The organism is Microbacterium sp. P5_E9, from assembly GCF_054049175.1.
In genome coordinates, this window is record NZ_JBFUMV010000023.1 from 1 (window position 1) to 21,321 (window position 21,321).

The window sequence follows — 21,321 nt, forward strand, 5'->3', positions numbered from 1 at the left end:
CCGTGGACGCGAGTCCTGACGAACGCTGATCGAGACGTGCAAGAGGGCGGTCGCCCTGAGGCGACCGCCCTCTTGATGTTTCGTCAGGCGCTCACATCTTGGCGTAGCGCGCGCGGGCGAAGCAGAAGATGCCGTAGATGATGAGCCCCGCACCGACGATCCAGAGGATGACGGGGCCGAAGGGCAGCGCTGCCAGCGCGTGGAGTGCGTCGTCCAGCCCCCCGGCGGCTTCCGGGTCGTGCGTGAAGGCGGCGACGACGAAGAGCACGCCGGTGACCGCGATCGCGATCCCCTTGGCGATATAGCCGACCACGCCGAAGGTGACGATGCCCGGCCGCGTCACGTCGGCCGGCAGGTTGAGGCGCTTCTCGAACGCACGGGTGACACCGCGGATGATGAACGCGACGCCGATTCCCAGGACGAGGAGACCGACGAGGACGAGCAGGAAGATCCCTCCACCCGACGCGAGCAGGCCGGCCGTGAACGACTCGGTCGAGTTGGAGGAGTCCGACTCGCCGCCCAGGGCGTAGATGAGCGCCGTCCACGCGATCGCGATGTAGATGACCGCGGTGCCGACGTACTTGATCCGCAGGCCCCACTTCTTCTTCGTGTCGGGCTCGCGCTCGAGGAAGGCCTCGGCGATCTGCCAGATCGCCAGCGCCAGCAGGCCGATCACGATGATCCACAGCAGCAGTACGCCGAGGGGCGCCTGCCGGATCCGCTCCATGGCGCCRCCCTGGTCGGCGTCACTTCCGCCGCCACCGGTCGCGATCGAAATCGCGACCCATCCGAGGACGATGTGGACGATGCCGAGAACGATGTAGCCGATGCGCGCGATCGTTTCGAAGACAGGCGATCGCTGCGCCGCGGCCGCGGCTTCCTTGGGAGTGGTGGTCATGATCGAACCGTATCCAGACGCTGATATACCGGGCAGGGGCTTGATTTCGCCGCGGGGTTCATGCTTGCGTCGCCGGTTCGTGTCGTGCCCGCACCGCTCGCCGGTCACGGAAGGCTTCGACGGCGCACCACACCAGGCAGGCGACGGCGATTCCCTCCAGCAGCCCCGCGACGATGTCGCTGAGCCAGTGCGCGTGCAGATACCCACGGGCCCACATCATCCACACGACCCACACCACACCGCCCACCCAGACGTACCAGCGCCGGAGCAGGAGGCCCAGAATGATCGCCATAGTGGTGGCCACTGCGGTATGCCCCGAGGGGAATGAGGTCGCGATGCTCTCAGCGAGCGAGTCGGCAGGGCGCACCCGACCGACGATGTAAGACATCGGCGCGCCGATCGCGACGACGACGATGACGGCGAGCGCGAAGGTCGCGGCATCCCACTTTCGCTTGAAAGCCAGGAAGACGATCACCACCACGATCCCGAGCACGAACCCGCCGATGGTGCCGCCGACGATCGAGGGGATCCAAGCGATCAGCACTCCCACGTCGGTGAGCGTGGCGACCATGAGGGCGTGCCACCACACGTCGATCGGCAGCGGGTCGTGGCCACCGAGGGCGACCACGACGCGAAGGATGACGAACGCGACAGTGGCCGAGAGCCCGACGATGAGCGCGATCTGGCGACGCGGATCCGGTTCGGCCGACGGTCGAAGATCTGCGGACGGACGTGGTGCGACGGGTTGGGTGTCGGTCATGATGCTTCCTCGGTGTCACTCGCGTCTTCCGCCGGCACCCGGATCGTGAGCCCCTTCGGCTCGATCCACGTGCGGATGGCGACGGTCTCGCCGAACTCGTCGCCGTCGAGCTCGAGCTTCTCGGGGCGGCTCAGCGTGATCGTGAACTTCTCGCCCTGCAGGTACGCGAGCGCATTCACGTCCTTCGTGCGCATGCTCCGCCCCACCCGGGTCTTTCGGAGCACGCCGTTCTCCCAGAAGATCTTCACGAGGGTCTGCGCCCAGGTGAAGAGCGTCTCGGGTCGCATGAGTGCGATGTCGAGCCGACCGTCGTCAAGGGTCGCGTCCGGAAGCAGCTCGATATTGCCCTGGAGCGTGCCGCAGTTGCCGACGATGACTGTGTGGGCTTTGGCCGCTCGATTGCCGCCGCCGTCGAGGTTGTAGCGGAGATGCAGCAGGTCGGTGTCCCGCAGCGCAAGGCTGAGTGCCTTGATGTACGCGAGCCACCCGATCTTGTCCTTGAGTTCTTCATCGGTTCGGGCGAGCATGTTCGCGTCCAGGCCGAACCCGGCCATCACCACGTACGCGTGCGTGTCGGTCTTCTTATCGGCGCGACGGACCTCCACCACGCCCAGATCGATCTTCCGGTCCTTGCCGGTGAACGCCGAGCGGACCGATTCCTCGGGGTCCTCGAGTTTCAGTTCGAGGTTGCGGGCGAGCAGGTTGCCTGTGCCGGACGGGACGAGGGCCAGTACGACATCATGGTCACGCACTGCCTCGGCCACCGCACGCACCGTGCCGTCGCCGCCGGCCACGAGGATCATCGCGACGTCCTCGGCGAGCGCCTTCTCGGTCGCCCCCTGCCCGGGGTCTTCTTCGGTCGTCGCGAACCAGAGTGATTCGCCCCAGCCGGCGGCGCCCTGTTCTTTCGCGACCGTGGCCTTGAGGGCATCCAGGTCCACCTTGATGGGGTTGTAGACGACCGCGGCCACCCGGGTCTTGGTCGACGCCTGTTTGGTGGTCGTCTCGCCGCTCATGACTTGCCCTTCTTCGCGTCGAGTTCGCCGGCGATGTCGGGGACGAAGCGGAAGTCCTCGAGCGGCGGTCGGTCCTTGTCGCTCGCCTTGGGGCGATCGGGGATTGAGACGTCCTCATGGTCGAGATGCTTGTACGGGATGCTGCTCAGCAGGTGAGTGATCGTGTTGAGGCGCGCGGCGCGCTTGTCGTCGCTCTCCACCGTCCACCACGGCGATCCGTTGGTGTCGGTGACGGCGAACATCGCGTCCTTCGCCTTCGAGTAGTCCTCCCACCGCAGGATCGACTCGAGGTCGGTCGGCGACAGCTTCCACCGCTTGATCGGATCGTTCAGCCGCGCCGCGAACCGGTACTGCTGCTCCTCATCCGAGACCGAGAACCAGTACTTGATCAGGATGATGCCCTCGTCGATGAGCATGCGCTCGAGGGTCGGCGTCTGCTGCAGGAAGCGCTGGTAGTCGTCCTCGTCCACGTAGCCCATGACCCGCTCGACGCCCGCCCGGTTGTACCAGGATCGGTCCATCAGCACGATCTCGCCCTTCGTGGGGAGGCGTTCGATGTACCGCTGGTAGTACCACTGCCCCTTCTCCTTCTCGGACGGCTTGTCGAGGGCAACCACCCGGGCGTGCCGGGGATTCAGGTACTGCATGATCCTCTTGATCACGCCACCCTTGCCTGCGGCATCCCGTCCTTCGAAGATGACCAGCACGCGGGTGCCGGTGGATTCGACCCAGTGCTGCATCTCGACGAGCTCGATCTGCAGCCGCTCCAGCTCCGCCTCGTAGACCTTCTTGGACATGCGATCGACGGAGGACTTCAAAGACGCCTTCCTCGACATCAGATCGTCCGCGATCGTGCTGAGTGTGTCCCCATGTCATACCCCAATCGATTCTCGGCGCTCGGGTAGTCGCCGTGCTCACACTATGGCGGGGCTGGAGATCGCCGGATGGGCTTGACAAACAGGTCACCGGGGCGATGCCGCTCGAGATCAGCGAACGCCCCGGGCGTAGGCTTCGAGCCATGACAGACCTGCCCGTGTTCACCCTGGAAGATCTCGAGCGGATGCCGCGCGCCGAGGTGGCCGAATGGAACAACGACGCCGCCGTCGCGCTCGGCCTGACTGCCGTCGCGGTGATGCGCGAGCGCGGGCTCAACCTCGCGGTGCGGATCATCGTGTCGGGCGACGTCGTCTTCGTCGCGAAACTCGGCACCACCGGCCCGGGCAACGATCCGTGGCTACGCGGCAAGGCACTCGTTGCCGAGCACTTCGGCGAGCCGTCGCTGCTCGTGCGTCGGCGACACGAGGCGACGGGCACCCCGTTCGAGTCGCGCGACGATGTCGACCACGGGTCGATGCGCGCTCACGGGGGGTCGATCCCGATCTTCGTGGCCGGCGTCGTGGCCGGGTCGATCACGATGTCGGGCGAACCGGACGTCGTCGATCACGACGCCGCCGCCGAGACACTGCGCCGCTACCTGTCGCGCTGAGTCAGCGCCCTCGGCGCTCCAGAGCCGCTTCCGACGCGGTGTCTTTCGCCGCGAGGCGGTCGAGGGAGTCCGCGAGGTGCGTGATGACATCGGCGGCGGTCTCCGCCTGCTCCCGCGATAGGGTTTCGATCACGTCGATGAGCGCGGAGTGGTGCGCTTCGTAGGCTTCGTCGACTCGGCGCACCGCCTCCTCCGTGGGCACGAGATAGTGCGCGCGGCGATCGGTGGGATGCTGCACGCGGGTCAGGTAGCCGCGCGCGACGAGTCGCTCGACGACGTTCGTGACGGTCGCGCTCGACGTGTCCAGCATCACGATCAGGTCCTTGGGGCTGAGATCCCGCTGGTCGCGCGTGCCCTGCACCAGATACCGGATGGCAGCCAGATCCAGACTCGAAAGCCCGGAGAGTCGCTGTGCGCGTTCGGCCTGCATTCGCTCGGCGTTGCGGAAGTGCAGGATGGCGCGACTCAGTCGCTGGCCTTCCGGCGTGCGGGGTTCGTCCGCGTAGAGATGCTCACTTTCATGGCGCACCACGGTCCTGGGCATCCGCTACCTCCTTGGGACAGGATCAAGTTCCGCTCACACTCTAACCGAAAACTCGTCAACTTTGCTACTTGATATCTCACTTGGTGTGATACATACTTTCCGTGAATGATACCGAATAAGGGATCATTCGGGTGTTCTCTCATCGGAGCGAGCAAGAGGGGAATGGAACCGTGGGACTCCTGTATTACGGATTCGAGTCACAGCCTGCCGAAATGCCTGATCGGGTGCTCGCGCACCTGAAGCTCGTCGCGACGACGAAACTGCGCCGCGGCGAGAGCTTCACAGTGACGTGGCGGCATGCCAATGGGAGCGAAGAAGGACGTACTTCGCTCTGGATGCAGCCGGCGATTCCGCTGCGGTTCGTCTTCGAGGCATCCGAACCGGAGGCGCTCGACCCCGAGTACCTCCACGCTCTCGCCAATGCGGCCAACTCCGTCAACGGCATCATCCTCGAGTGGGAGAACCCCTGCAGCGACGACAGCGCGGTCGCCGCGCACGCGGGAACGCACCGCCAACTGGTCGCCGCCTGACGCTGCGCCGCCGGGGCTGACCACCGAGGCGACGGTCAGTTCCGGACGGCGGCCGTCCCGAGGTGGCTGGCCGCGAAGTCTCGAATCGCCGACGCAACGGTGCGCGGCGCCGAGTACTGGACGAGATGGCGATGGCCGGGCACGGTCACCAGCAACGCGGTGCGGGCGCGGTCCCGCAGCATCCGACACCACTCCATCCCGGCGATCGTGTCGTTTCCTCCCCTGATGATCAGCAGAGGCATCGTGAGAGCGGCGACGTGGCGCTCCGTCCGGTACTCGAGCATCTGCCGGACCTGTGCCAGATACCAGCGGGGACCGCACCGCAGGTAGTCGGTGAAGACGATGGCGTTGCCGGAGATCGGCTCCGCGAGACTGTCGACGGCGAGGGCGACCGATTGGGCCGCGACCGTGCGATGCCGGCTGTCGCAGACGGGGCCGATGGCAACGACGAGAGCTGCGAGCTCCGGGCGCTGGGCGGCGAGCTCGACGACCCACTGGGCTCCCATCGAGTGGCCGATCAGCATCGCCCGGCCGACCTCGATCCGGCCCAGCGCGACGCCGAGCGCACGGGCCATCTCCGGCACGGAGGGCGACCTCCCTGGCTTCGGCAGTCCGCCGAAGCCAGGGAGGTCGATAGAGAAGACGTCATTCGTCGTCGCGAGTTCGGCCTGCAGGCGGTCGAGGTAGCGGTGCGACACTCCGACGCCGTGGACCAGCACGATCGGCTCCGCGGCGGGCCCCGAGGATCGGGTGGATCGCACCCGGAACGTGAGGTCGCCGACTTCGATCAGCTCTTCCCGCGCGTTCACCTGCTCACGGGCGTGCGATTCTCCGCACTCACCATCCAGGCGTACTGCTCGAGCTTCTCGAGGATGGCATGCAGGATGTCGGCGCTCGTCGGGTCTTCCTCGTCGACGTCGTCGTGGACCTCGCGCACGGTGCCGATGGTGGCTTCGAGCCGCACCGTGATGAGGTCGACCGTCTCGGCGGTGTCGATCTCGCCCTGCGGGTACTCGGGCAGGGTCGTCGTGGCGGCGACCGTGTCGCTGCGCCCGTCGGGCACGGCGTGCAGCGCGCGCATCCGCTCCGCCACCGTGTCGCTGAACTCGCGGGCCGCCTCGATGATCTCGTCGAGAATGCGGTGCGTGTCGCGGAAGTTGCGGCCCACCACGTTCCAGTGCGCCTGCTTGCCTTGCCCCGACAGCTCGAGCAGGTCGACCAGGACCGCCTGCAGGTTGTCGCCGAGCGCCTTCGTCGCGACGAATCCCTTCTCGGCGTTCTGACGTCTCGTGGTCTTGGCGCCGGTCCCGCCAGGCGCCGTCCGCTTGGCCGTCGTCGAACCCGGGCTCTTCGTCTTCTCTGCTGTCGCCATGATGTGGTCCTCTGCTTCTCGTTGGGGATGGGTCTGGTCGGGGCTGTCGCTGGAGGTCAGGGCGACGGGATGCCGCCGTTGACGTTCAACGTCTCGCCGACGACGTAGCTGGATTCGGCGGACGCGAGGAAGACGTAGGCGGGGGCGAGTTCGGCGGGCTGGCCCATCCGACCGAGCGGGGTGTTCTCGCCGAAGTGCGCGATCTTGTCCTGCGGCTGCCCGTCGGTCACCTGCAGCACGGTCCACACCGGTCCGGGCGCGACCGCGTTCACACGGATGCCCTTCGGCGCGACCTGCTGCGCAAGCGCCTTCGTGAAGGCGTTGATCGTCGCCTTCGTCGAGGCGTAGTCGATGAGGATGTCGGACGGCTTGTACGCCTGGATCGAGGTGGTGTTGATGATCGAGGACCCCGGCTTCAGATGCGGGAGCGCGGCCTTGGTGATCCAGAACATGGCGTACACGTTCGTCTTGAAGGTGTCGTCGAACTGCTCGTCGTCCAGGGTGGTGAGGTCTTCGTTGAAGATCTGCTTCCCGCCGTTGTTGACGAGGATGTCGATCCCGCCGAGCTCCTCGACGGTCCGGTCGACGAGTGCCCGGCAGTACTCGGCGTCGCGCAGGTCACCGGGGAGCTGGGCGACCGTGACGCCGGCGTCGCGGATGATTCCGGCAATGCGCTGGGCATCCGGTTCTTCGCTGGGGAGGTACGACATCGCGACGGCTGCGCCCTCGCGGGCGAAGGCGATCGCGACGGCTGCGCCGATCCCCGAGTCGGCTCCGGTGATGAGGGCCTTGCGTCCGGTCAGCCGGCCGGTGCCGCGGTAGGTGTCTTCGCCGAGGTCCGGTCTCGGGTGCAGCTTCGCGTCCAGCCCCGGCTCGGGCTGGTGCTGCTTCTCCGGCTGGATGTCGCGGTACAGCGCGGTCGGATCGGTCAGGGTGTACTGGTCTCGTGTCACCCGACTCACGGTAGGTCAGGGCACCGGGTTGCTCACGGGGGTTGATTTCACCCGCGGATTGCGCAATACCGGCACACTGGCCCGTTCGCGCGCGCTACGGCGTTGCGGAGGCCGACGGCTCCGGGCTCGGCGATGCGGGTGCCGTCAGGTCGGCGATCGCCTTCTCGAACGCGGCGATGGTCGCGGCGTCAACGACCCCGGTGGGCTCGACGCCCAGCTCGGTCTGGAAGGCCATGAGCGCCTCGGTCAGCTCCGGGGTCCAGGTGCCGTCCACCGGTCCGTCCCAGAACCCGACCAGCTTGAGGGTCTGCTGCACCGCGGCCGTCGTTGCGAGAGCTTCCTGGGTGGCGGCGCCACCCAGTGCCAGAAGCTCTCCCTGCAGCGCGGCGGCGGTCGCCTTGTCGACCGTGCCGGTGACCGGCAGCCCATTCGCCTCCTGCAGGCCCTCCACGGCCGCGACCGTGGCGGGTCCGTACACACCGTCGACCGGGTCGGTGTAGCGGCCCGCGGTGGCGAGGTCGGTCTGCAGCGCCGTCGTGTACGCGCGCACCGCCGCCTCGGCCTGCTGCTTCTGCTCGTCGGGGACGCAGCCGGCATCGGCGAACAGCCGCAGCCATGCCATCTCGAGCGCTACAGCGGCGCTGTTGAAGTGCTCGGATGCCTCGGCCAGCGGTGTCTCGTCGGTGATCGCGCCCTGCGCCGCATCGAAGTCCGCCTCGGCCTGCTCGACCCGGTCGACGGTGGCGGCAGGAGCCAAGGGCGTGGCGCTCGGCACCTCGGTGGCGACGACGGAGGGCGAGCCGGAAGGGCCGGCCTCCGCGCGCGCCAGCGCCGCCTGGGCGTCGACGAGCTCCTGCTGGGCGACGGTCAGCGCCTGCTGGGCGTCGACCGCGGCTTCGGCGCTGTCGAATGCACCTTTGCCAGGCTTCGCGAGGTCCGCGCCGGCCGCCGTGACGTCACCGACGGTGGGTGCGGTGGCGGTGATGACATCGCCGTAGCCGTCGAGCGCGACGATGTAGTCCTTGCTCGCGTCGCAGAAGGCGCCCGACGCCGCCGTGAAGTCGGCCTCCGCCTGTGTCAAGGCCTTCTCCTTCGCGGTGACCTGGGCCTTGGCCCGGTCCACGCCGCTGCTGTCGGAGCAGCCGGCCAGCCCGACGGCGGCGAGCGTCACCAGCACGATGGCGGCTGCCCTGAGCCCCGGCATCCTCGACGATTCGGTCCTCACGAGTGCCTCCGATGTCAGCGCGGAAAGTTCTGCCCCATCATGGCATCGTCGTGCAGCCAACCGCCGAAGGCGGGGGTGTCGCGCGACCGGTCAGGCAGAGCGACGCTGGTGCAGCAGGTCATCGACGAGCGCTTCGACGCGACGGCGGATCTCGTCGCGGATCGGCCGCACCGCCTCGATGCCCTGCCCGGCCGGGTCATCCAGCACCCAGTCCTCGTAGCGCTTGCCGGGGAAGAACGGGCAGGCATCGCCGCAGCCCATCGTGATCACGACATCCGACTCCTGCACCGCCTCGACCGTGAGGATCTTCGGAGTGTTCCCGGCGATGTCGATGCCGTCTTCTGCCATTGCCTCGATCGCTACCGGATTGATCTGGTCTTTCGGCGCGGAGCCGGCCGAGAGCACCTCGATGTCGCCGCCCGCGAGGGCGGTGAGGTACCCGGCGGCCATCTGGGAGCGGCCGGCGTTGTGCACGCACACGAACAGCACAGTGGGCTTGTCGGTCATGGCATCTCGCTTTCCTCACTAAAAGCATAGACCAATATCTATCTATCGAGTCAGCTCAAGCAGGGAGCAGCTCGGCGAGGAGCGCGCGCACGCGCGCTTCGATGTCGTCTCGAATGTCCCGCACCGCCGCGAGAGGCTTGCCGACCGGGTCGTCGAGCTCCCAGTCCAGGTAGCGACGGCCCGGGTAGATGGGACAGGCGTCGCCGCAGCCCATCGTCACGACGACGTCGGCGGCGCGGACCGCTTCGTCGGTGAGCGGCTTCGGGAACTCCCCGCCGAGCGGCACGCCGATCTCGTCGAGCGCGGTGACGACGCTCGCGCGCACCGCGTCCGCCGGCGCGGAGCCGGCGGTCCGCACCAGCACCCGGTCTCCTGCGAGCTGCCGGAGGATGCCCGCCGCGAGCTGCGAACGACCGGCGTTCTGCACACACACGAAGAGCACCTCGGGGGTGCTCGATCGAGTCGCCTGGGACCGCGCCAGCGCGTCGAGTCTGGTGGTCGCGAACGCGGCCGTGCGGGACGCGAGCAGCGGCGCCGAGCTGTTCGCGCTCAGCAACTCGTGGCTCTCGGTGACGTAGCGGTCGACCGTCTCACGGCCGAAGGTGCCGCGATAGCGCTCGGCGAGGTCGTCGACGATCCGGGTGAGATCGGGTTCGGCATCCGGAGTCGTATCGTCGCCGATCAGGGCGTCCACGCGGACTGACTGGCGCGGGTCGAGCGAATACCAGACGCGGCGACCCTCCGGCTGCCGGATGACGATCCCCTCGGCGGCGAGCGCCTTCATGTGGTGACTCACGGTGGGCTGCCGCAGCCCGAGCACCTCCGCGAGGCGGCCCACGAGAGCACGACCGTCGTCCGAGTCGCGGATCAGCTTCACGATCCGCGCCCGGGTGGGGTCGCCGAGGACGGTCAGTTCGCGAGAGCCGGAACCAGCATCCATAGACCGCAGTCTATGCGCCTGCCGCCGCGACAGCCCTGATCAGTCGAGGCCGTTGACCGTGCTGCGCCGCTCGATCAGGACGGTGTCGCGCCACTGCCCGGCGTGCGGACCGAGCCTCGATCGAGCGATCCGCTCGCGTCGCCCGACGATGTGGAAGCCCGCACGTTGGTGCAGGCGCAGGCTCGCGACGTTCTCGGGGAAGACGCTCGATTGGATCATCCAGATCCCCGCGGCATCCGCAGCCGTCACGAAGGCGTCCAGCAGTGCGTGCCCGACGCCGTGCCCTCGCGCGTGCGTTCCCACATAGACCGAGTGCTCGACGACGCCCCGATACACCGCTCGAGACGAGACGGCGGATGCCGCGACCCAGCCCTGCACCCCACCGCCGGCATCGACGGCGACCAGCCGCGGTGCGGGCAGCTTGCCCGCGTCGAAGGTCTCCCACGTCGGCGTCTCGATCTCGAACGTGGCTTCGCCTTCGGCGATGCCCGTGGCGAAGATCTGCTCGACGGCGGGCCAGTCCGCGGCATCCATCGCTCTGATCTCTGTCATCAGCAGCAGCCGCCCGCGCTGCCGGCATCGGTCGAGCACACCCCGGTCGCGGGCAGCACCAGTTCGACGTTCGCGGCTGCCGCGGTGTCGCCCGCCAGCCACGCGGTCACCGAGCGCACCTGCTCGTAGCCCGTGGCGAGGAGGAAGGTCGGAGCCCGCCCGTACGACTTCATGCCGACGATGAAGAAGCCCTTCTCGGGATGGGTGAGCTCGCGGAAGCCGTGCGGCTCGACGGTGCCGCAGGAGTGCACGTTCGGGTCGATGAGGGGCGCCAGGCGTTTCGGAGCCTCGACGATGTCGTCGAGCTCGAGCCGGATCTCGCGCAGGATGTCGAGGTCGGGGCGGAACCCGGTCGCGTTCACGACGATGTCCGTGGTGTGGGTGGCGACCTCGCCGCGTCGATGCCCGACGAGTTCTACAGCGTCGCGGGAGCGCTGCGCGCGGATGATCTCGAACCCGTCGACGACCTCGATCGCACCGGCGGCGACGGCCCGGTCGACGCGACCGCCGAGTGCGGCGCGATCGGCAAGTTCGTCATCGGCGGACGACGAGACGCGGACCGCGTTCTGGTTGCGGATCAGCCACGTCACGGCAGTTCCCGGCTCTTCGCGGGCGAGCTGCACGAGGCCGAGCAGCGTGTTCGCGGCGGAATGCCCGGCGCCGACCACCGTGGCGTGCCGGCCGGCGAACCGGGCGCGGTCGCTTCCGAGCACGTCCGGCAGCGCCGCAGTGACACTGTCGGCGATCTCGGCCATGCCGAGCAGGTCGAGACCGCTCGAGGACAGCGGGTTCGGCGAGCGGTAGGTGCCCGACGCGTCGATGACGGCGCGTGCCACGACATCCTCCACAGTCCCGTCGGACGTGCGGACCCGCACCGCGAACGGAGTGGCGAAGCGGCCGCGGGAGCGGGTGCGGTCCATCCCCTCGCGGGTGACGCCGACCGCCTCCGCCCCGGTTCGCACCCGGGGTGCGATCGACTCGAGAGCCGCGAGCGGAGCGACGTACTTCTCGACCAGCTCCGCGCCGGTGGGGGCGCGCTCCGGGTCGGGCAGGTCCCAGCCCTGAGCTTCGAGCAGGCGCCGAGATGCGGGATCGACGAGGTGCTTCCAGGGCGAGAACAGCCGGGTGTGCCCCCACTCAAGAACGCTCGCCGCGACAGAGTCGCCGGCCTCGAACACCACGAAATCGATGCCCCGCTCGACGAGGTTCGCGGCAGCGGCGAGCCCGATCGGACCGGCGCCGATGATGACGACGGGCAGGGTGGCGAGCCGGTCGTTCTCCACGACACGAGGCGTCAGATCGAGCAGGGTCACGGCATCCTCCAGCAGATATCGATGAACATCGATATCCATCCTGCAACCATCTATCGATGCCTGTCAATATCGATTAGCATCGATGCATGACGATGCTGGAGCTGACGGACATCTCCGCCACCAGGTGCTGCACCCCCTTGGTGCGCGAGCCGCTCACGGCCGACGAGGCAGAGCAGCTCGCGACGACCATGAAGGCACTGGCAGACCCGGCACGATTGCGGCTGCTGTCGATCGTCGCCGCCTCCGAGGGGGCCGAAGCGTGCGTCTGCGACCTGATCGAACCCATCGGGCTCAGTCAGCCGACGGTCTCGCATCACCTCAAGGTGCTGACCGCGGCGGGGTTCCTGGAGCGCAGCAAGCGCGGCACCTGGGCCTACTACCGGCTCATCCCCGGGGCGCTGGACCGCATCTCCCGGCTGCTCGTCGCGTCGTGAACCCTGGCGCGATCCGCGCTGTCGCCGGCGAATTCCTGGGCAGCGCGCTTCTCACTGCGGTCGTGATCGGCTCGGGCATCGCAGCTCAGAGTCTCTCCCCCACCGATACCGGACTGCAGCTGTTTGAGAACGCGTTCGCGACCGCGCTCGGCCTCGGCGTGCTGATCCTCGTCTTCCAGACCGTGTCGGGCGCGCACTTCAACCCCGTCGTCTCGCTCGTCGACGCAGTCCTGCATCGCAAGGGGTGGGCGATCACGGCCGCGTATCTTCCGGCGCAGATCTTCGGATGCATCGGCGGGGCGATCCTCGCCAACCTCATGTTCGCCGAGCCCGCCATCTCCTGGAGCACGACCGACCGCGCCACCTGGCCGCACCTGCTCGCCGAGGTCGTCGCCACGGCCGGGCTCGTGCTCGTGATCTTCGCGCTCGTCCGCACCGGGCGCGGCCACCTCGCCGCTCCTGCGGTCGGCGCCTACATCGGCGCCGCCTACTTCTTCACGTCGTCGACGAGCTTCGCCAACCCCGCGATCACGATCGGCCGCGCGTTCTCAGACACGTTCGCGGGCATCGCCCCGGCATCCGTCCTGCCGTTCATCGCCGCTCAGCTCATCGGCGCCGCGCTCGGCTGGGCGCTCGTTCGAGGCCTCTTTCCGGCCCCCGCGTCGGCGTCAGTCGCACACGCGAAAGGGTAGAAGTCTCAGCGCCAGGCGCTGAAGCGCCCGCCGGCGGGCACCGCCAGGAGTTCAACCGTGCCGAAGGCGCGGCTCCCCTCGGCGACGATGCGACCCCGCGCGTCGCGGATCTCGTAGTGGGAGTCCGGCCACCCGTCGAGTCCGATCACAACGACTCCGGCTTCGCCGCCGTTCACGACGTGCCACTCGTCGCCGCCACCCGAGGGGAGGACAACGAGGCCGTCGCCGTAGCGCACGGTCAGGGCGATCCCGCCGGCCGAGGCCTCGACAATGGCGTAGTCGCGCTCCACCCCGGCGACCTGCAGCGGCGCGTGCAGCAGGAGGTCGGAGTGCCGTTGCCAGAACCCGAGCCAGTGCGCCACGGTCTCCCGGTGCGGGGCCGACAGTTCGGCGAGGCGCACCGAGAGCTGCGGCACCCCGAACAGCGACGCGATGAGCTGCTGGGCGACGCGCTCCGGTGTGTCGGCGGGCGTCCACATGATCGGATCGCCGTGGACGGCCATCTCTGTCCCGAGCAGGCGGAGATCGACGATGCCGCGGCGGTTCTGCAGCGGGCTGAGCGGGCAGTCCGCGATGCGGAACATCGTGCCGCGCGAGAGCGCGGGACCCGTGATGTACGGCTCGCGGAACTCGATCATGAGCGGCTCCGCGACGCCGAGCGCACCGATCTCATCGAGCAGCAGCAGACCACCGTCCTCGATCGAGTCCCTGTCGGCGTCATCCGGCGGGGGCCCACCGTCCTGCGCGAACCGCTCGAGGAAGTCGAGCTTGAACCCGTGCGCTCCGGTGTCGGCGAGCAGAGCCTGCAGCCGCTCGACGACCACGCGCCTGGCGGCCGGCGAGCGGGGGTCGAGCACGGCGGCATCGAGGCCCGCCTCCTCGTAGGCCAGCGGGATCAGCCCGTCCTGGAACGTCTGCGACCGATACCCGATGAACGGGGTTCCGATCCACCACAGCGTCCGCAGCCCCAGCCCGTCGAGTTCACGCACGAGGCCGCGCGGGTCGGGGATCTTGCCCCGCTCGACCGCCCAGTCGCCGCACGACCCGTAGCCGCGCGCGGCATCCGCCGTCTGCCAGCCGTCGTCGATGATGACCGTGCCGATCCCGAGCTCCCCCGCGATGCGCGCGTCCGCCAGCAGCTCGTCCACGACCAGATCCTGGTGGAACGAGTACCACGTGCACAGCACGGGCTGTTCGTCGCGGACGGATGCCGGCTCCCGGCGCAGCCCGATGGCCCTGGCCACGCTCCGCACCGAGTCCGCGAAGTCCGCGCCGCGCAGGTCGAGGACGATCTCGGCTTGACGGGACTGCGCGATGTGCAGTTCGAGCAGGAACTCCCCGGACTCCTCGATCATGCCGGCGCGGACCTGCACCGGCCGGCCGCCGCCTGCGACCCCGAAGCCGACGAGGGCGGTGTCCTGGCGGCCGACGAGGCATCCGATCGGGATGTCGGCGAGCGCGCGGGTCGTCCGCGCCTGCACCCACGACGGCGGGAGCGTGCCGCGTCCCTCGCCGCTGCCTGGATGCCACAGCGCCACCGGGTCGACGACTGCGAAGCGCGCGACCAGCCGGATCGTGCCCGCTTCGGCCGTGGCCAGCCTGAGCCGCAGCAGGCCGTCGGCGTCGAGTTCGGCGGCCGCTTCGACGAGTTCCGCGGTCGCGCCGACCGCCAGGGCGACGCGACCGTCCAGGCCCTCCGGACCAGTAAGTGCTGCGAGGGAGATGACGGCGCGCGCGCCGGGCGCCCACACCTCGGCTGTGTCGACGGCCATCGCAGTCAGCCGGCGAGCACCGCGCTCAGCTCGGGCGCCGCGCCTCCTGCGGTGGCGTGCACGAGCACCCGGACGCTGCCGCTGTTCCACGAAGCCGGCAGGAGGACGCGACCCGCGTCGCCGCCGGTGAACCGAGGCCGCGCACCATCGCTGAGCCACACCCGCCCGAGCAGCTCCCCGGCGGCGAAGACGCTCACACGCATGTGCGAACCCTCGAAGCGCAGGGACAGGGGGCCTGCGGGAACGGGGATGTCGAGCCACGCCTCTTCGCCGGGCGCAAGCCGCAGCGGGAGGGCGGTCTCCGTACCCGACGCGGCGGCCCCGGCGAGAGTCAGCAGTGCGCTGTCGGGCTGCGGTTCGACATCCCATCCGCGTACCTCCGCCAGGCGGAAGAGGGTAGCCCCCGCGAGACCGCCCGGCTGGTGCGCGAGGGTGACCGCGATGTCCTGGCCCTCGCCGGGTGCGAGGTGCAGCCACGGATCTTCAGCCGACACGATCTGCGTGCGACCGCCGATGTCGACGCTGATCGTGCCGGGGACGATTCCGAAGCGCACGGCGTGGTGATGGATGCCGTCGACGTCGAGCTGTCGACGGTAGGTGACCGTCGCGCCCACGCGGGTGCTGCTCCAGCCGCCGAGGACCGGCAGCGGGGCGGGGGCGCCGGCCCAGGTTCCGGGACCGTCGATCGTCCACATACCGGTGACGTCCCGCTGACCCACCACGCCCCATACGCGACCGATGCCGCGGAGCGATCCGAGGCGGAGCGCAGGCAGCCGGGCGTCGTCGAAGTTCGCGTGGCCCCACGTCTCGACTGTCGCGTCGAGACGGGTCGCACCGCCGGTCGGGACGAGCTCGGTGGCGCCGAACCGGGCGATCGTCGGGAGCGCACGGCCGTCGAGCGCGAGATCGACGATGTCGCTCGCTCCGACGATGACGAGCGCGTCCGTGGCGGACACATCGGCGGCGTAGTGCACGCGGCCGCGGTGCACGCCGAGCGACTCCGACGCCGGAGGAAGCGCGTGGCTCGCGATCGTCCCGCAGCGAGTGGGAAGCGCGAGTCGGCTGGCCGCCGTGAGCACGCTCGGCTGAACGCGCTGGGCCGCCGGCACCCGGGGCGGCGAACCGTCGGCGGTGGGGAGGTCGTCGGTGTGCCACACCGTCACCGGCCACTCGGTCGGCCCGAGCGCCAGCACGGCGCGAATCGGCGAGCCCGGCTGCGGCGCGGGCAGTTCTGCGAGCACCACCCCGGAATCGGTGGAGACGAGGTGACCGAGGCTCGTGGCCGCGTGCCCCAGCGCTTCGGGGAGGGCGAACGCCACGGCGCTCGGCACGCGCGTGGCCAGTACGATGCCCGCCGCCTCCGCTCCCACGAGGTCGGCAGTGGCCAGGGCGAGCGTGCCCGGCAGGCCGAAACGCTCGAGCGAAAGGTCCCGCGTGACCAGCGTGCAGGACTTCGGCGGCAGCGGGATCGTCACCTCGGGCAGTCCGCGGTGCGCCAGGAGCACGGCATCCGTCATCGCATCGCCCAGATTCGGGATGCCGAGGAGCGTTGCCCCGTCATCGAGCACGAGGCGGGAGGGTGACGATGACGTCGGCGCAGCGGTGCGGTAGGCGCCCGGTGCGGCCTCGGCCGTCGCACGCGCCAGTGCCGCACCGAGGGTGCGCACGACCGCGGCGAGCACCCGGGCCTCGGCATACTCCGCGCGCGCCTCGCCGGTGGGCGAGAGGTAGCCGTGGAAGTCGTAGTCGTGCGACATGAAACCGCCCGGGTCGCCCCAGTTGCCGACCGACGGCGTGTACCCGAAGTTGTAGCCGGAGGCCTGCAGGTAGGGCGCGATCACGCGGGCGCCGCTCACCAGCAGGCGGCGCAGGGTGCGGTGCACGCGGTTGGTCTCGGTGACCAGCAGCGGCAGTCCACGGTCGGCGAGCAGGTCGGTGTAGCGGCGCACCAGCGGCTCGATCTCGGCCCAGTCGTCGTCGGGGTAGAAGTTGAAGGTGGGCACGACGCCGTCGACGCCGCCCGTCGCGCCGGTCATGTCGCCCTGCCCCGCGCAGGCGATGAGCGGGACGGTGATCCCGGCGGCGAGCGCGAGATCCCGGAGGGCAGTGAGGTAGCCGTGCCGGTCCGCGGTGTCGAAGAAGTCGAGTTCGTTCTCGAGCTGGACGGCGATGACCGCGCCGCCGACGTCCGCCTGGCGCTGCGCGATGATCGGCAGCGCCCGCGCGAACCACTCCTCGACATGGGCCAGGAACTGCGGGTCGGCGTCACGGATCCGGAGGCCGTCTTCGAGGGTCAGCCAGGCGGGAAGCGCGCCACCGTCCCACTCCGAGCAGATGTACGGACCCGGCCGGGCGATGACGGCGAGCCCGGCCTCGTGCGCGAGGTCGAGGAACACGCCGACGTCCCGGCGGCCGGTGAAGTCCCACTCGCCCGGCGAGAGCTCGTGGAAGTTCCACGGCAGGTAGACGTCGATGACCTGGTAGCCCGAATCGCGCACCGCATCCAGACGCTGCTTCCACTCTTCGCGCGGGATGCGGAAGGGGAACAGGGAGGCGCACAGGAGTACCTCATCCCGCCCGTGCAGTGAGAGGCCCGCCGGGGTCACTCGCACCACCGAGGTGACCTCGGCGCGCGGCGCTGCGTCGTCGATGCCGGTCCGGATGTCGCGCACCCCTGTTACTGCCATGTTCTTCGTCCTTCGTGGTTCGGCCCGCTACAGGGCGACGGGGATCGTCGAGGTCAGCAGCCCGGCGTCGACCAGGAACCGCTCCAGGACGACGGTCGCCACGCCGGTCGCCACCGAGTTGCCCCGGACGGTGGAGACTTCGAGCTCCGCGCCGAGCGATCCACCAGGTGACTGCTCGAGGAGGTGCTGACGCGTCGCGGGGAGAAGGTGCTCACCGAGCGCCCAGGTTGTCCAGCCGGTGAGCGTCACGACCTCGGGGTTGACCACGGCGACGAGATCGGCGAGGGCCGATCCCAGATAGTACGCCGTGCGCTCGATCGTCTCCGTGACCGCCGGGTCGGGCTCCGACCCGTCGGCAACCGCGGCGAGCGCAAGGATGAAGTCGTTCTGCATGTCCATGTCCGCAAGCGGATGCCCTGGCGCGATCTCGCGCAGGGTCTGCTGGATGCCGAGGGCGCCGATGTACGCCTCGACGCAGCCGTCCCGACCGCACCGGCAGCGCCGGCCGTCGAGGACCAGCAGGGTGTGACCCCACTCCCCCGCCGTGTTGGTCGCGCCGCGCAGGATCCGGCCTTCCAGCACGATCCCGGCGCCGACACCCGTGCCGAGGTTGATGGTCGCAAGGCTCGAGTAGTTCCGGCCGCTGCCGAGCCAGAGCTCCGCGATCGCGATCGATTTGAGCGGATTCTCGATCACGAGCGGCAGTCCGACGCGTGCGCGCAGATGCTCCAGTTCGACGGTCTGCCACTTCCAGTACGGCACCACGACCGAGACGCCGAGCGGCCCCTGGATCAGCCCGGGAAGCGAGACACCGACACCGAGCACCTCCGCGCGCGAGACGCCGGCGTCGTCGAGCAGGCGGTCGACGGTGCCGCCGATGGCCTCGACGACGGCGTCCGGATCCAGCACGTGCTCATCCCGCGCACTCTCCGCAGAGCTGATCTCGTTCAGCGCGGTGTCGAACATCACGGCGCGGACGTAGGTCTCGGCGACGTCTACCCCCACGACGAGGCCGCGCGCCTTATTCATCGCCAGCGTTGCGGTTGGTCGGCCGATCCGTCCGGCCGTCACCTTCCGCTCCTCGATGATGCCTTCGGCCAGCAGCTCGCCGACGACGGTGACCACGGTGGCCGGGCTCAGCCCGGTCGACTGCGCGAGCTCATTCCGCGTCGTCTCGCCGGCGGACAGCACCCCGTGGAGCACGTCGAGCCGGGAGTCGCTGCGGATGTCGCGCGACGTCCGCCTCATGTTGACCACTCCATTCGTACGTCGGGCAGGCCGGGCGAGCTCAGCGTCAGGATCGCCGACGCCCCGGGCTGCACGAACACGATCAGGCGGCCGTCGAGCGTGCGGCGGCGGTTCGCGGTGTACGGGGTGTTGTCACTCAGATCCCCATTCTCCAGCCCGAGGAGCGCACCGCCGTCCACGACAGCCGTCACGACCCGCTCGCCGCAGGCGACGTCGCCGCGCTCGTCGCGCAGGGTGCACTCGATCTGCAGGACCCGGTCGTCGGCGAGACCGGCACCGACGCACCGATCGACGACGCCTCCGGGTGCGATCCACGCGGCTGCGTCGATCCGCACCGCCCGGCTTCTCGGCCGGAGCACGTCGCGGGCGACCACCTCGCCCGCCCGGAGCGTCTCCAGCACCAGCGCCTCGGCGCGGGTGGTCGTCACCGCGGCCCAGTACCCGTGGCGTTCCTGATGCACCAGCGGGAGCTCCTCGTCCCCGTACCTCAGTCGCAGCTCGTCACCGTTCCCGAAGCAGAGCACCTCGAGCGGCTGCCCATCGTTCTCGTCCCAGCTGCGGGCGACCGCGTGGCTGCGGAAGGTGTCCTCGGCGTCGGTGTCACGGTGCGGGCGGGTGACGACGTGCGCGACCGGCTCGTTCGACCACCAGCTGCGGCGAAGGTGCCAGGCGTCCTTCTCGAAGCCCGCGAGCGTCAGCAGTCCTGCCCCGGAGCCATGGGTCGGCCAGCCCCGCGCCTCGCCCACGTAGTCGATCCCGGTCCACAGGAACTGCCCGGCGATGTAGTCGTTGCGCTCCACCTGCAGCCAGTCGCCGTAGCGGTGCGAGTTCTCGCTGCCGATGAGCGGCTTGTCGGGGAACCGCCGGTGGTCGGCCTCGTACAGGTGCTCCTTGTAGTTGTAGCCGACGAGGTCGAGCTGATCCAGGAAACCGGTCTGGCTGGACAGCTCCGGCAGCGCCGCCGCCAGGGTCACCGGGCGGGTCGGATCCTTCGCACGGACGATGTCCGCCAGCCGCTTCGCGATCGTCGTCAGACGCCGGATGTCCGGCCGGTTCGGGTCGTAGAGGCGCTCGGCCGCGGGCTTGCCCGCATCGTTGTTGCCGACGACCTCTTTGAAGAGCGGGTGGGCGTACGGGTCGTTGGGGTAGTCGATCTCGTTGCCGATGCTCCACGCGATGATCGACGGACGGTTGCGGCCGGCGTCGACCATGGCGCCGAGGTCGCGCTCGTGCCAGGCGGGGAAGTCCTGCGCATATCCCTCGTGCCGAGGCGGGTACACGTTGTGCCCCTGCCACCACTTGTTCTTCGGGTTCTCCCACTCGTCGAACGCCTCGTCGATGACGTAGAACCCGAGCACGTCGCACAGCGCATACAGCTCGGGGGCGTGCGGGTTGTGCGCCATCCGCACCGCGTTGCAGCCCATCTCCTTGAGCTTGAGCAGTCGCCGGAGCCAGACGCTCGCCGGCACGGCGGTGCCGAACGGGCCGGCGTCCTCGTGCAGGCACACGCCCTTGAGGACGCGCGCCTCGCCGTTGATGAAGAAGCCGTGGTCGGGGTCGAAGCGGAACGTGCGCACTCCGACGATCTCTTCGGAGACCCCGCGGCGCAGGGCGCCATCGCTCAGCCATTCGAGGGTCGTCGTCAGGCGGTGCAGACGAGGGTCGGTGTCGGACCAGAGCTCCGGCTCCGGCAAGGAGGCGGTGATCGCGGCCTCGGCGGAACCGCCCGCCGGAACGTCGATCTCGGTGCCGAATTCGTGGACACGACCCGACGTGAGCGATCGGAGCTCCTGGCGCACGCGCACCGTCGCCGCCGTCGCCGTGTCGTTGACGACGCCCTGGACGATCCGCACCGTCGCGGCCGCGGCATCCGTCGACACCGTCGTGAAGGCGGTCCCGTGCTCGCGCACCCTGACCGGCTCGTCCACCACGAGCTCCACGCGCCGGGTGATGCCCGACCCGTTGTACCAGCGCGAGTCCGAGATGTCGGTGTGCTCCACCCGGACGCTCACGACCAGATCGTCGTCGGGCGCATAGGAGAGGATCTCGGTGAGGTCGAAGGAGAACTGCGCGTACCCGGAGGGCCGCCCGCCCATGTGATAGCCGTTCACCCAGACATCGGAGTTCTTGTACACGCCGTGGAAGACGACGCGCACGTGCTGCCCGTGCTGCAGGCCGAGTTCGGACAGCGCGATGTGGGCGCGATACCAGCCGACGCCCCCGGGCAGGTACCCGGTGCCGCTCGAGTGGGACGCCGAGAAGTCCTGCTCGACGCTCCAGTCGTGGGGCACGGTGACGGGGCGCCACGACGTGTCGTCGAAGCCCTTTGCCGAGAAACCCCGCTCGTCGGAATGGGTGAACACCCACCGGCTGATCGGCATGGTCTGCATGT

Annotated in this window: 21 protein-coding genes; 4 read left to right on the top strand and 17 right to left on the bottom strand. The window is 69.4% G+C overall.

Annotated features, from left to right (window positions below):
* Positions 1-91: 91 nt before the first annotated feature.
* Genes ACXJ3V_RS19090 through ppk2 form a run of 4 tightly spaced genes read right to left on the bottom strand, consistent with a single transcriptional unit; the run spans position 92 to position 3,471 of the window.
* Complete coding sequence (locus tag ACXJ3V_RS19090) at positions 92-898, bottom strand: DUF1206 domain-containing protein (protein ID WP_457101931.1); 807 nt, start codon at positions 896-898, stop codon at positions 92-94.
* Positions 899-956: 58 nt separating this feature from the next.
* On the bottom strand, positions 957-1,658 hold the full coding sequence (locus ACXJ3V_RS19095) for a phosphatase PAP2 family protein (RefSeq protein WP_457101932.1): 702 nt from the start codon (positions 1,656-1,658) through the stop codon (positions 957-959).
* Positions 1,655-2,674, bottom strand: a complete 1,020-nt coding sequence (locus ACXJ3V_RS19100) for a diacylglycerol/lipid kinase family protein (RefSeq protein WP_457101933.1) — start codon at positions 2,672-2,674, stop codon at positions 1,655-1,657. The genes ACXJ3V_RS19095 and ACXJ3V_RS19100 overlap by 4 nt, the downstream gene beginning before the upstream one ends.
* Positions 2,671-3,471 (bottom strand): polyphosphate kinase 2, encoded by an 801-nt coding sequence (gene ppk2 / locus ACXJ3V_RS19105; protein WP_457101988.1) that lies wholly within the window; start codon positions 3,469-3,471, stop codon positions 2,671-2,673. The genes ACXJ3V_RS19100 and ppk2 overlap by 4 nt, the downstream gene beginning before the upstream one ends.
* A 221-nt stretch (positions 3,472-3,692) precedes the next feature.
* Here ppk2 and ACXJ3V_RS19110 point away from each other — a divergent pair, with 221 nt between their 5' ends.
* Entirely contained in the window at positions 3,693-4,160 is a 468-nt protein-coding gene (locus ACXJ3V_RS19110) for a heme-binding protein (protein ID WP_457101934.1), read from the top strand.
* A gap of 1 nt (position 4,161) precedes the next feature.
* Here ACXJ3V_RS19110 and ACXJ3V_RS19115 read toward each other — a convergent pair whose 3' ends face one another.
* Entirely contained in the window at positions 4,162-4,704 is a 543-nt protein-coding gene (locus ACXJ3V_RS19115; protein ID WP_457101935.1) for a MarR family winged helix-turn-helix transcriptional regulator, read from the bottom strand.
* Positions 4,705-4,874: 170 nt separating this feature from the next.
* Between ACXJ3V_RS19115 and ACXJ3V_RS19120 the strand changes: the two genes are divergently transcribed.
* On the top strand, positions 4,875-5,234 hold the full coding sequence (locus ACXJ3V_RS19120) for a DUF7882 family protein (RefSeq protein WP_457101936.1): 360 nt from the start codon (positions 4,875-4,877) through the stop codon (positions 5,232-5,234).
* Between the two features lie 35 nt (positions 5,235-5,269).
* Here the strand turns inward: ACXJ3V_RS19120 and ACXJ3V_RS19125 are convergent, their stop codons facing one another.
* The 8 genes from ACXJ3V_RS19125 to ACXJ3V_RS19160 all read right to left on the bottom strand — a co-directional run bounded on the left by ACXJ3V_RS19125 (position 5,270) and on the right by ACXJ3V_RS19160 (position 12,135).
* On the bottom strand, positions 5,270-6,043 hold the full coding sequence (locus tag ACXJ3V_RS19125) for an alpha/beta fold hydrolase (protein ID WP_457101937.1): 774 nt from the start codon (positions 6,041-6,043) through the stop codon (positions 5,270-5,272).
* Positions 6,040-6,606: a Dps family protein gene (locus ACXJ3V_RS19130; protein ID WP_457101938.1), complete on the bottom strand. Its 567-nt coding sequence runs from the start codon at positions 6,604-6,606 to the stop codon at positions 6,040-6,042. Before ACXJ3V_RS19130 ends, ACXJ3V_RS19125 begins: the two co-directional genes overlap by 4 nt.
* Positions 6,607-6,662: 56 nt before the next feature.
* Entirely contained in the window at positions 6,663-7,559 is an 897-nt protein-coding gene (locus ACXJ3V_RS19135; RefSeq protein ID WP_457101939.1) for an SDR family oxidoreductase, read from the bottom strand.
* Positions 7,560-7,653: 94 nt separating this feature from the next.
* Positions 7,654-8,784 (bottom strand): peptidoglycan-binding domain-containing protein, encoded by a 1,131-nt coding sequence (locus ACXJ3V_RS19140; RefSeq protein WP_457101940.1) that lies wholly within the window; start codon positions 8,782-8,784, stop codon positions 7,654-7,656.
* Positions 8,785-8,874: 90 nt separating this feature from the next.
* Positions 8,875-9,291 carry an arsenate reductase ArsC gene (locus ACXJ3V_RS19145; RefSeq protein ID WP_457101941.1) on the bottom strand — a complete coding sequence of 139 codons (417 nt, stop codon included), beginning with the start codon at positions 9,289-9,291 and terminating at the stop codon, positions 8,875-8,877.
* A 55-nt stretch (positions 9,292-9,346) separates the two neighbouring features.
* Positions 9,347-10,231, bottom strand: a complete 885-nt coding sequence (locus tag ACXJ3V_RS19150; protein ID WP_457101942.1) for a metalloregulator ArsR/SmtB family transcription factor — start codon at positions 10,229-10,231, stop codon at positions 9,347-9,349.
* A 39-nt stretch (positions 10,232-10,270) separates the two neighbouring features.
* Positions 10,271-10,783, bottom strand: coding sequence for an N-acetyltransferase family protein (locus tag ACXJ3V_RS19155; RefSeq protein WP_457101943.1), 513 nt, complete (start codon positions 10,781-10,783; stop codon positions 10,271-10,273).
* Complete coding sequence (locus tag ACXJ3V_RS19160; RefSeq protein ID WP_457101944.1) at positions 10,783-12,135, bottom strand: NAD(P)-binding domain-containing protein; 1,353 nt, start codon at positions 12,133-12,135, stop codon at positions 10,783-10,785. The genes ACXJ3V_RS19155 and ACXJ3V_RS19160 overlap by 1 nt, the downstream gene beginning before the upstream one ends.
* A gap of 47 nt (positions 12,136-12,182) precedes the next feature.
* On the opposite strand from ACXJ3V_RS19160, the gene ACXJ3V_RS19165 reads away from it, so the two are divergent.
* Both ACXJ3V_RS19165 and ACXJ3V_RS19170 read left to right on the top strand, forming a co-directional pair.
* Positions 12,183-12,530 carry a metalloregulator ArsR/SmtB family transcription factor gene (locus ACXJ3V_RS19165; RefSeq protein WP_457101945.1) on the top strand — a complete coding sequence of 116 codons (348 nt, stop codon included), beginning with the start codon at positions 12,183-12,185 and terminating at the stop codon, positions 12,528-12,530.
* Positions 12,527-13,222, top strand: coding sequence for an aquaporin (locus tag ACXJ3V_RS19170; protein ID WP_457101946.1), 696 nt, complete (start codon positions 12,527-12,529; stop codon positions 13,220-13,222). The genes ACXJ3V_RS19165 and ACXJ3V_RS19170 overlap by 4 nt, the downstream gene beginning before the upstream one ends.
* 5 nt (positions 13,223-13,227) lie before the next feature.
* Here ACXJ3V_RS19170 and ACXJ3V_RS19175 read toward each other — a convergent pair whose 3' ends face one another.
* Genes ACXJ3V_RS19175 through ACXJ3V_RS19190 form a run of 4 tightly spaced genes read right to left on the bottom strand, consistent with a single transcriptional unit; the run spans position 13,228 to position 21,319 of the window.
* Complete coding sequence (locus tag ACXJ3V_RS19175; RefSeq protein WP_457101947.1) at positions 13,228-14,994, bottom strand: alpha-galactosidase; 1,767 nt, start codon at positions 14,992-14,994, stop codon at positions 13,228-13,230.
* 5 nt (positions 14,995-14,999) lie between these two features.
* The gene (locus ACXJ3V_RS19180; protein WP_457101948.1) at positions 15,000-17,681 is read right to left on the bottom strand and encodes a beta-galactosidase; all 2,682 of its coding nucleotides are present in this window, start codon (positions 17,679-17,681) and stop codon (positions 15,000-15,002) included.
* A 27-nt stretch (positions 17,682-17,708) separates the two neighbouring features.
* Positions 17,709-18,929, bottom strand: a complete 1,221-nt coding sequence (locus tag ACXJ3V_RS19185) for an ROK family protein (protein ID WP_457101949.1) — start codon at positions 18,927-18,929, stop codon at positions 17,709-17,711.
* Complete coding sequence (locus ACXJ3V_RS19190) at positions 18,926-21,319, bottom strand: glycoside hydrolase family 2 TIM barrel-domain containing protein (RefSeq protein WP_457101950.1); 2,394 nt, start codon at positions 21,317-21,319, stop codon at positions 18,926-18,928. The genes ACXJ3V_RS19185 and ACXJ3V_RS19190 overlap by 4 nt, the downstream gene beginning before the upstream one ends.
* Positions 21,320-21,321: the final 2 nt, after the last annotated feature.

Coding starts and splice junctions, on each gene's coding strand:
- ACXJ3V_RS19190 (WP_457101950.1), bottom strand. CDS start 21,319: ATGCAGACCATGCCGATCAGCCGGTGGGTGTTCACCCATTCCGACGAG.
- ACXJ3V_RS19100 (WP_457101933.1), bottom strand. CDS start 2,674: ATGAGCGGCGAGACGACCACCAAACAGGCGTCGACCAAGACCCGGGTG.
- ACXJ3V_RS19180 (WP_457101948.1), bottom strand. CDS start 17,681: ATGGCAGTAACAGGGGTGCGCGACATCCGGACCGGCATCGACGACGCA.
- ACXJ3V_RS19095 (WP_457101932.1), bottom strand. CDS start 1,658: ATGACCGACACCCAACCCGTCGCACCACGTCCGTCCGCAGATCTTCGA.
- ACXJ3V_RS19110 (WP_457101934.1), top strand. CDS start 3,693: ATGACAGACCTGCCCGTGTTCACCCTGGAAGATCTCGAGCGGATGCCG.
- ACXJ3V_RS19115 (WP_457101935.1), bottom strand. CDS start 4,704: ATGCCCAGGACCGTGGTGCGCCATGAAAGTGAGCATCTCTACGCGGAC.
- ACXJ3V_RS19185 (WP_457101949.1), bottom strand. CDS start 18,929: ATGAGGCGGACGTCGCGCGACATCCGCAGCGACTCCCGGCTCGACGTG.
- ppk2 (WP_457101988.1), bottom strand. CDS start 3,471: ATGTCCAAGAAGGTCTACGAGGCGGAGCTGGAGCGGCTGCAGATCGAG.
- ACXJ3V_RS19155 (WP_457101943.1), bottom strand. CDS start 10,783: ATGACAGAGATCAGAGCGATGGATGCCGCGGACTGGCCCGCCGTCGAG.
- ACXJ3V_RS19160 (WP_457101944.1), bottom strand. CDS start 12,135: ATGGATATCGATGTTCATCGATATCTGCTGGAGGATGCCGTGACCCTG.
- ACXJ3V_RS19130 (WP_457101938.1), bottom strand. CDS start 6,606: ATGGCGACAGCAGAGAAGACGAAGAGCCCGGGTTCGACGACGGCCAAG.
- ACXJ3V_RS19145 (WP_457101941.1), bottom strand. CDS start 9,291: ATGACCGACAAGCCCACTGTGCTGTTCGTGTGCGTGCACAACGCCGGC.
- ACXJ3V_RS19175 (WP_457101947.1), bottom strand. CDS start 14,994: ATGGCCGTCGACACAGCCGAGGTGTGGGCGCCCGGCGCGCGCGCCGTC.
- ACXJ3V_RS19165 (WP_457101945.1), top strand. CDS start 12,183: ATGACGATGCTGGAGCTGACGGACATCTCCGCCACCAGGTGCTGCACC.
- ACXJ3V_RS19150 (WP_457101942.1), bottom strand. CDS start 10,231: ATGGATGCTGGTTCCGGCTCTCGCGAACTGACCGTCCTCGGCGACCCC.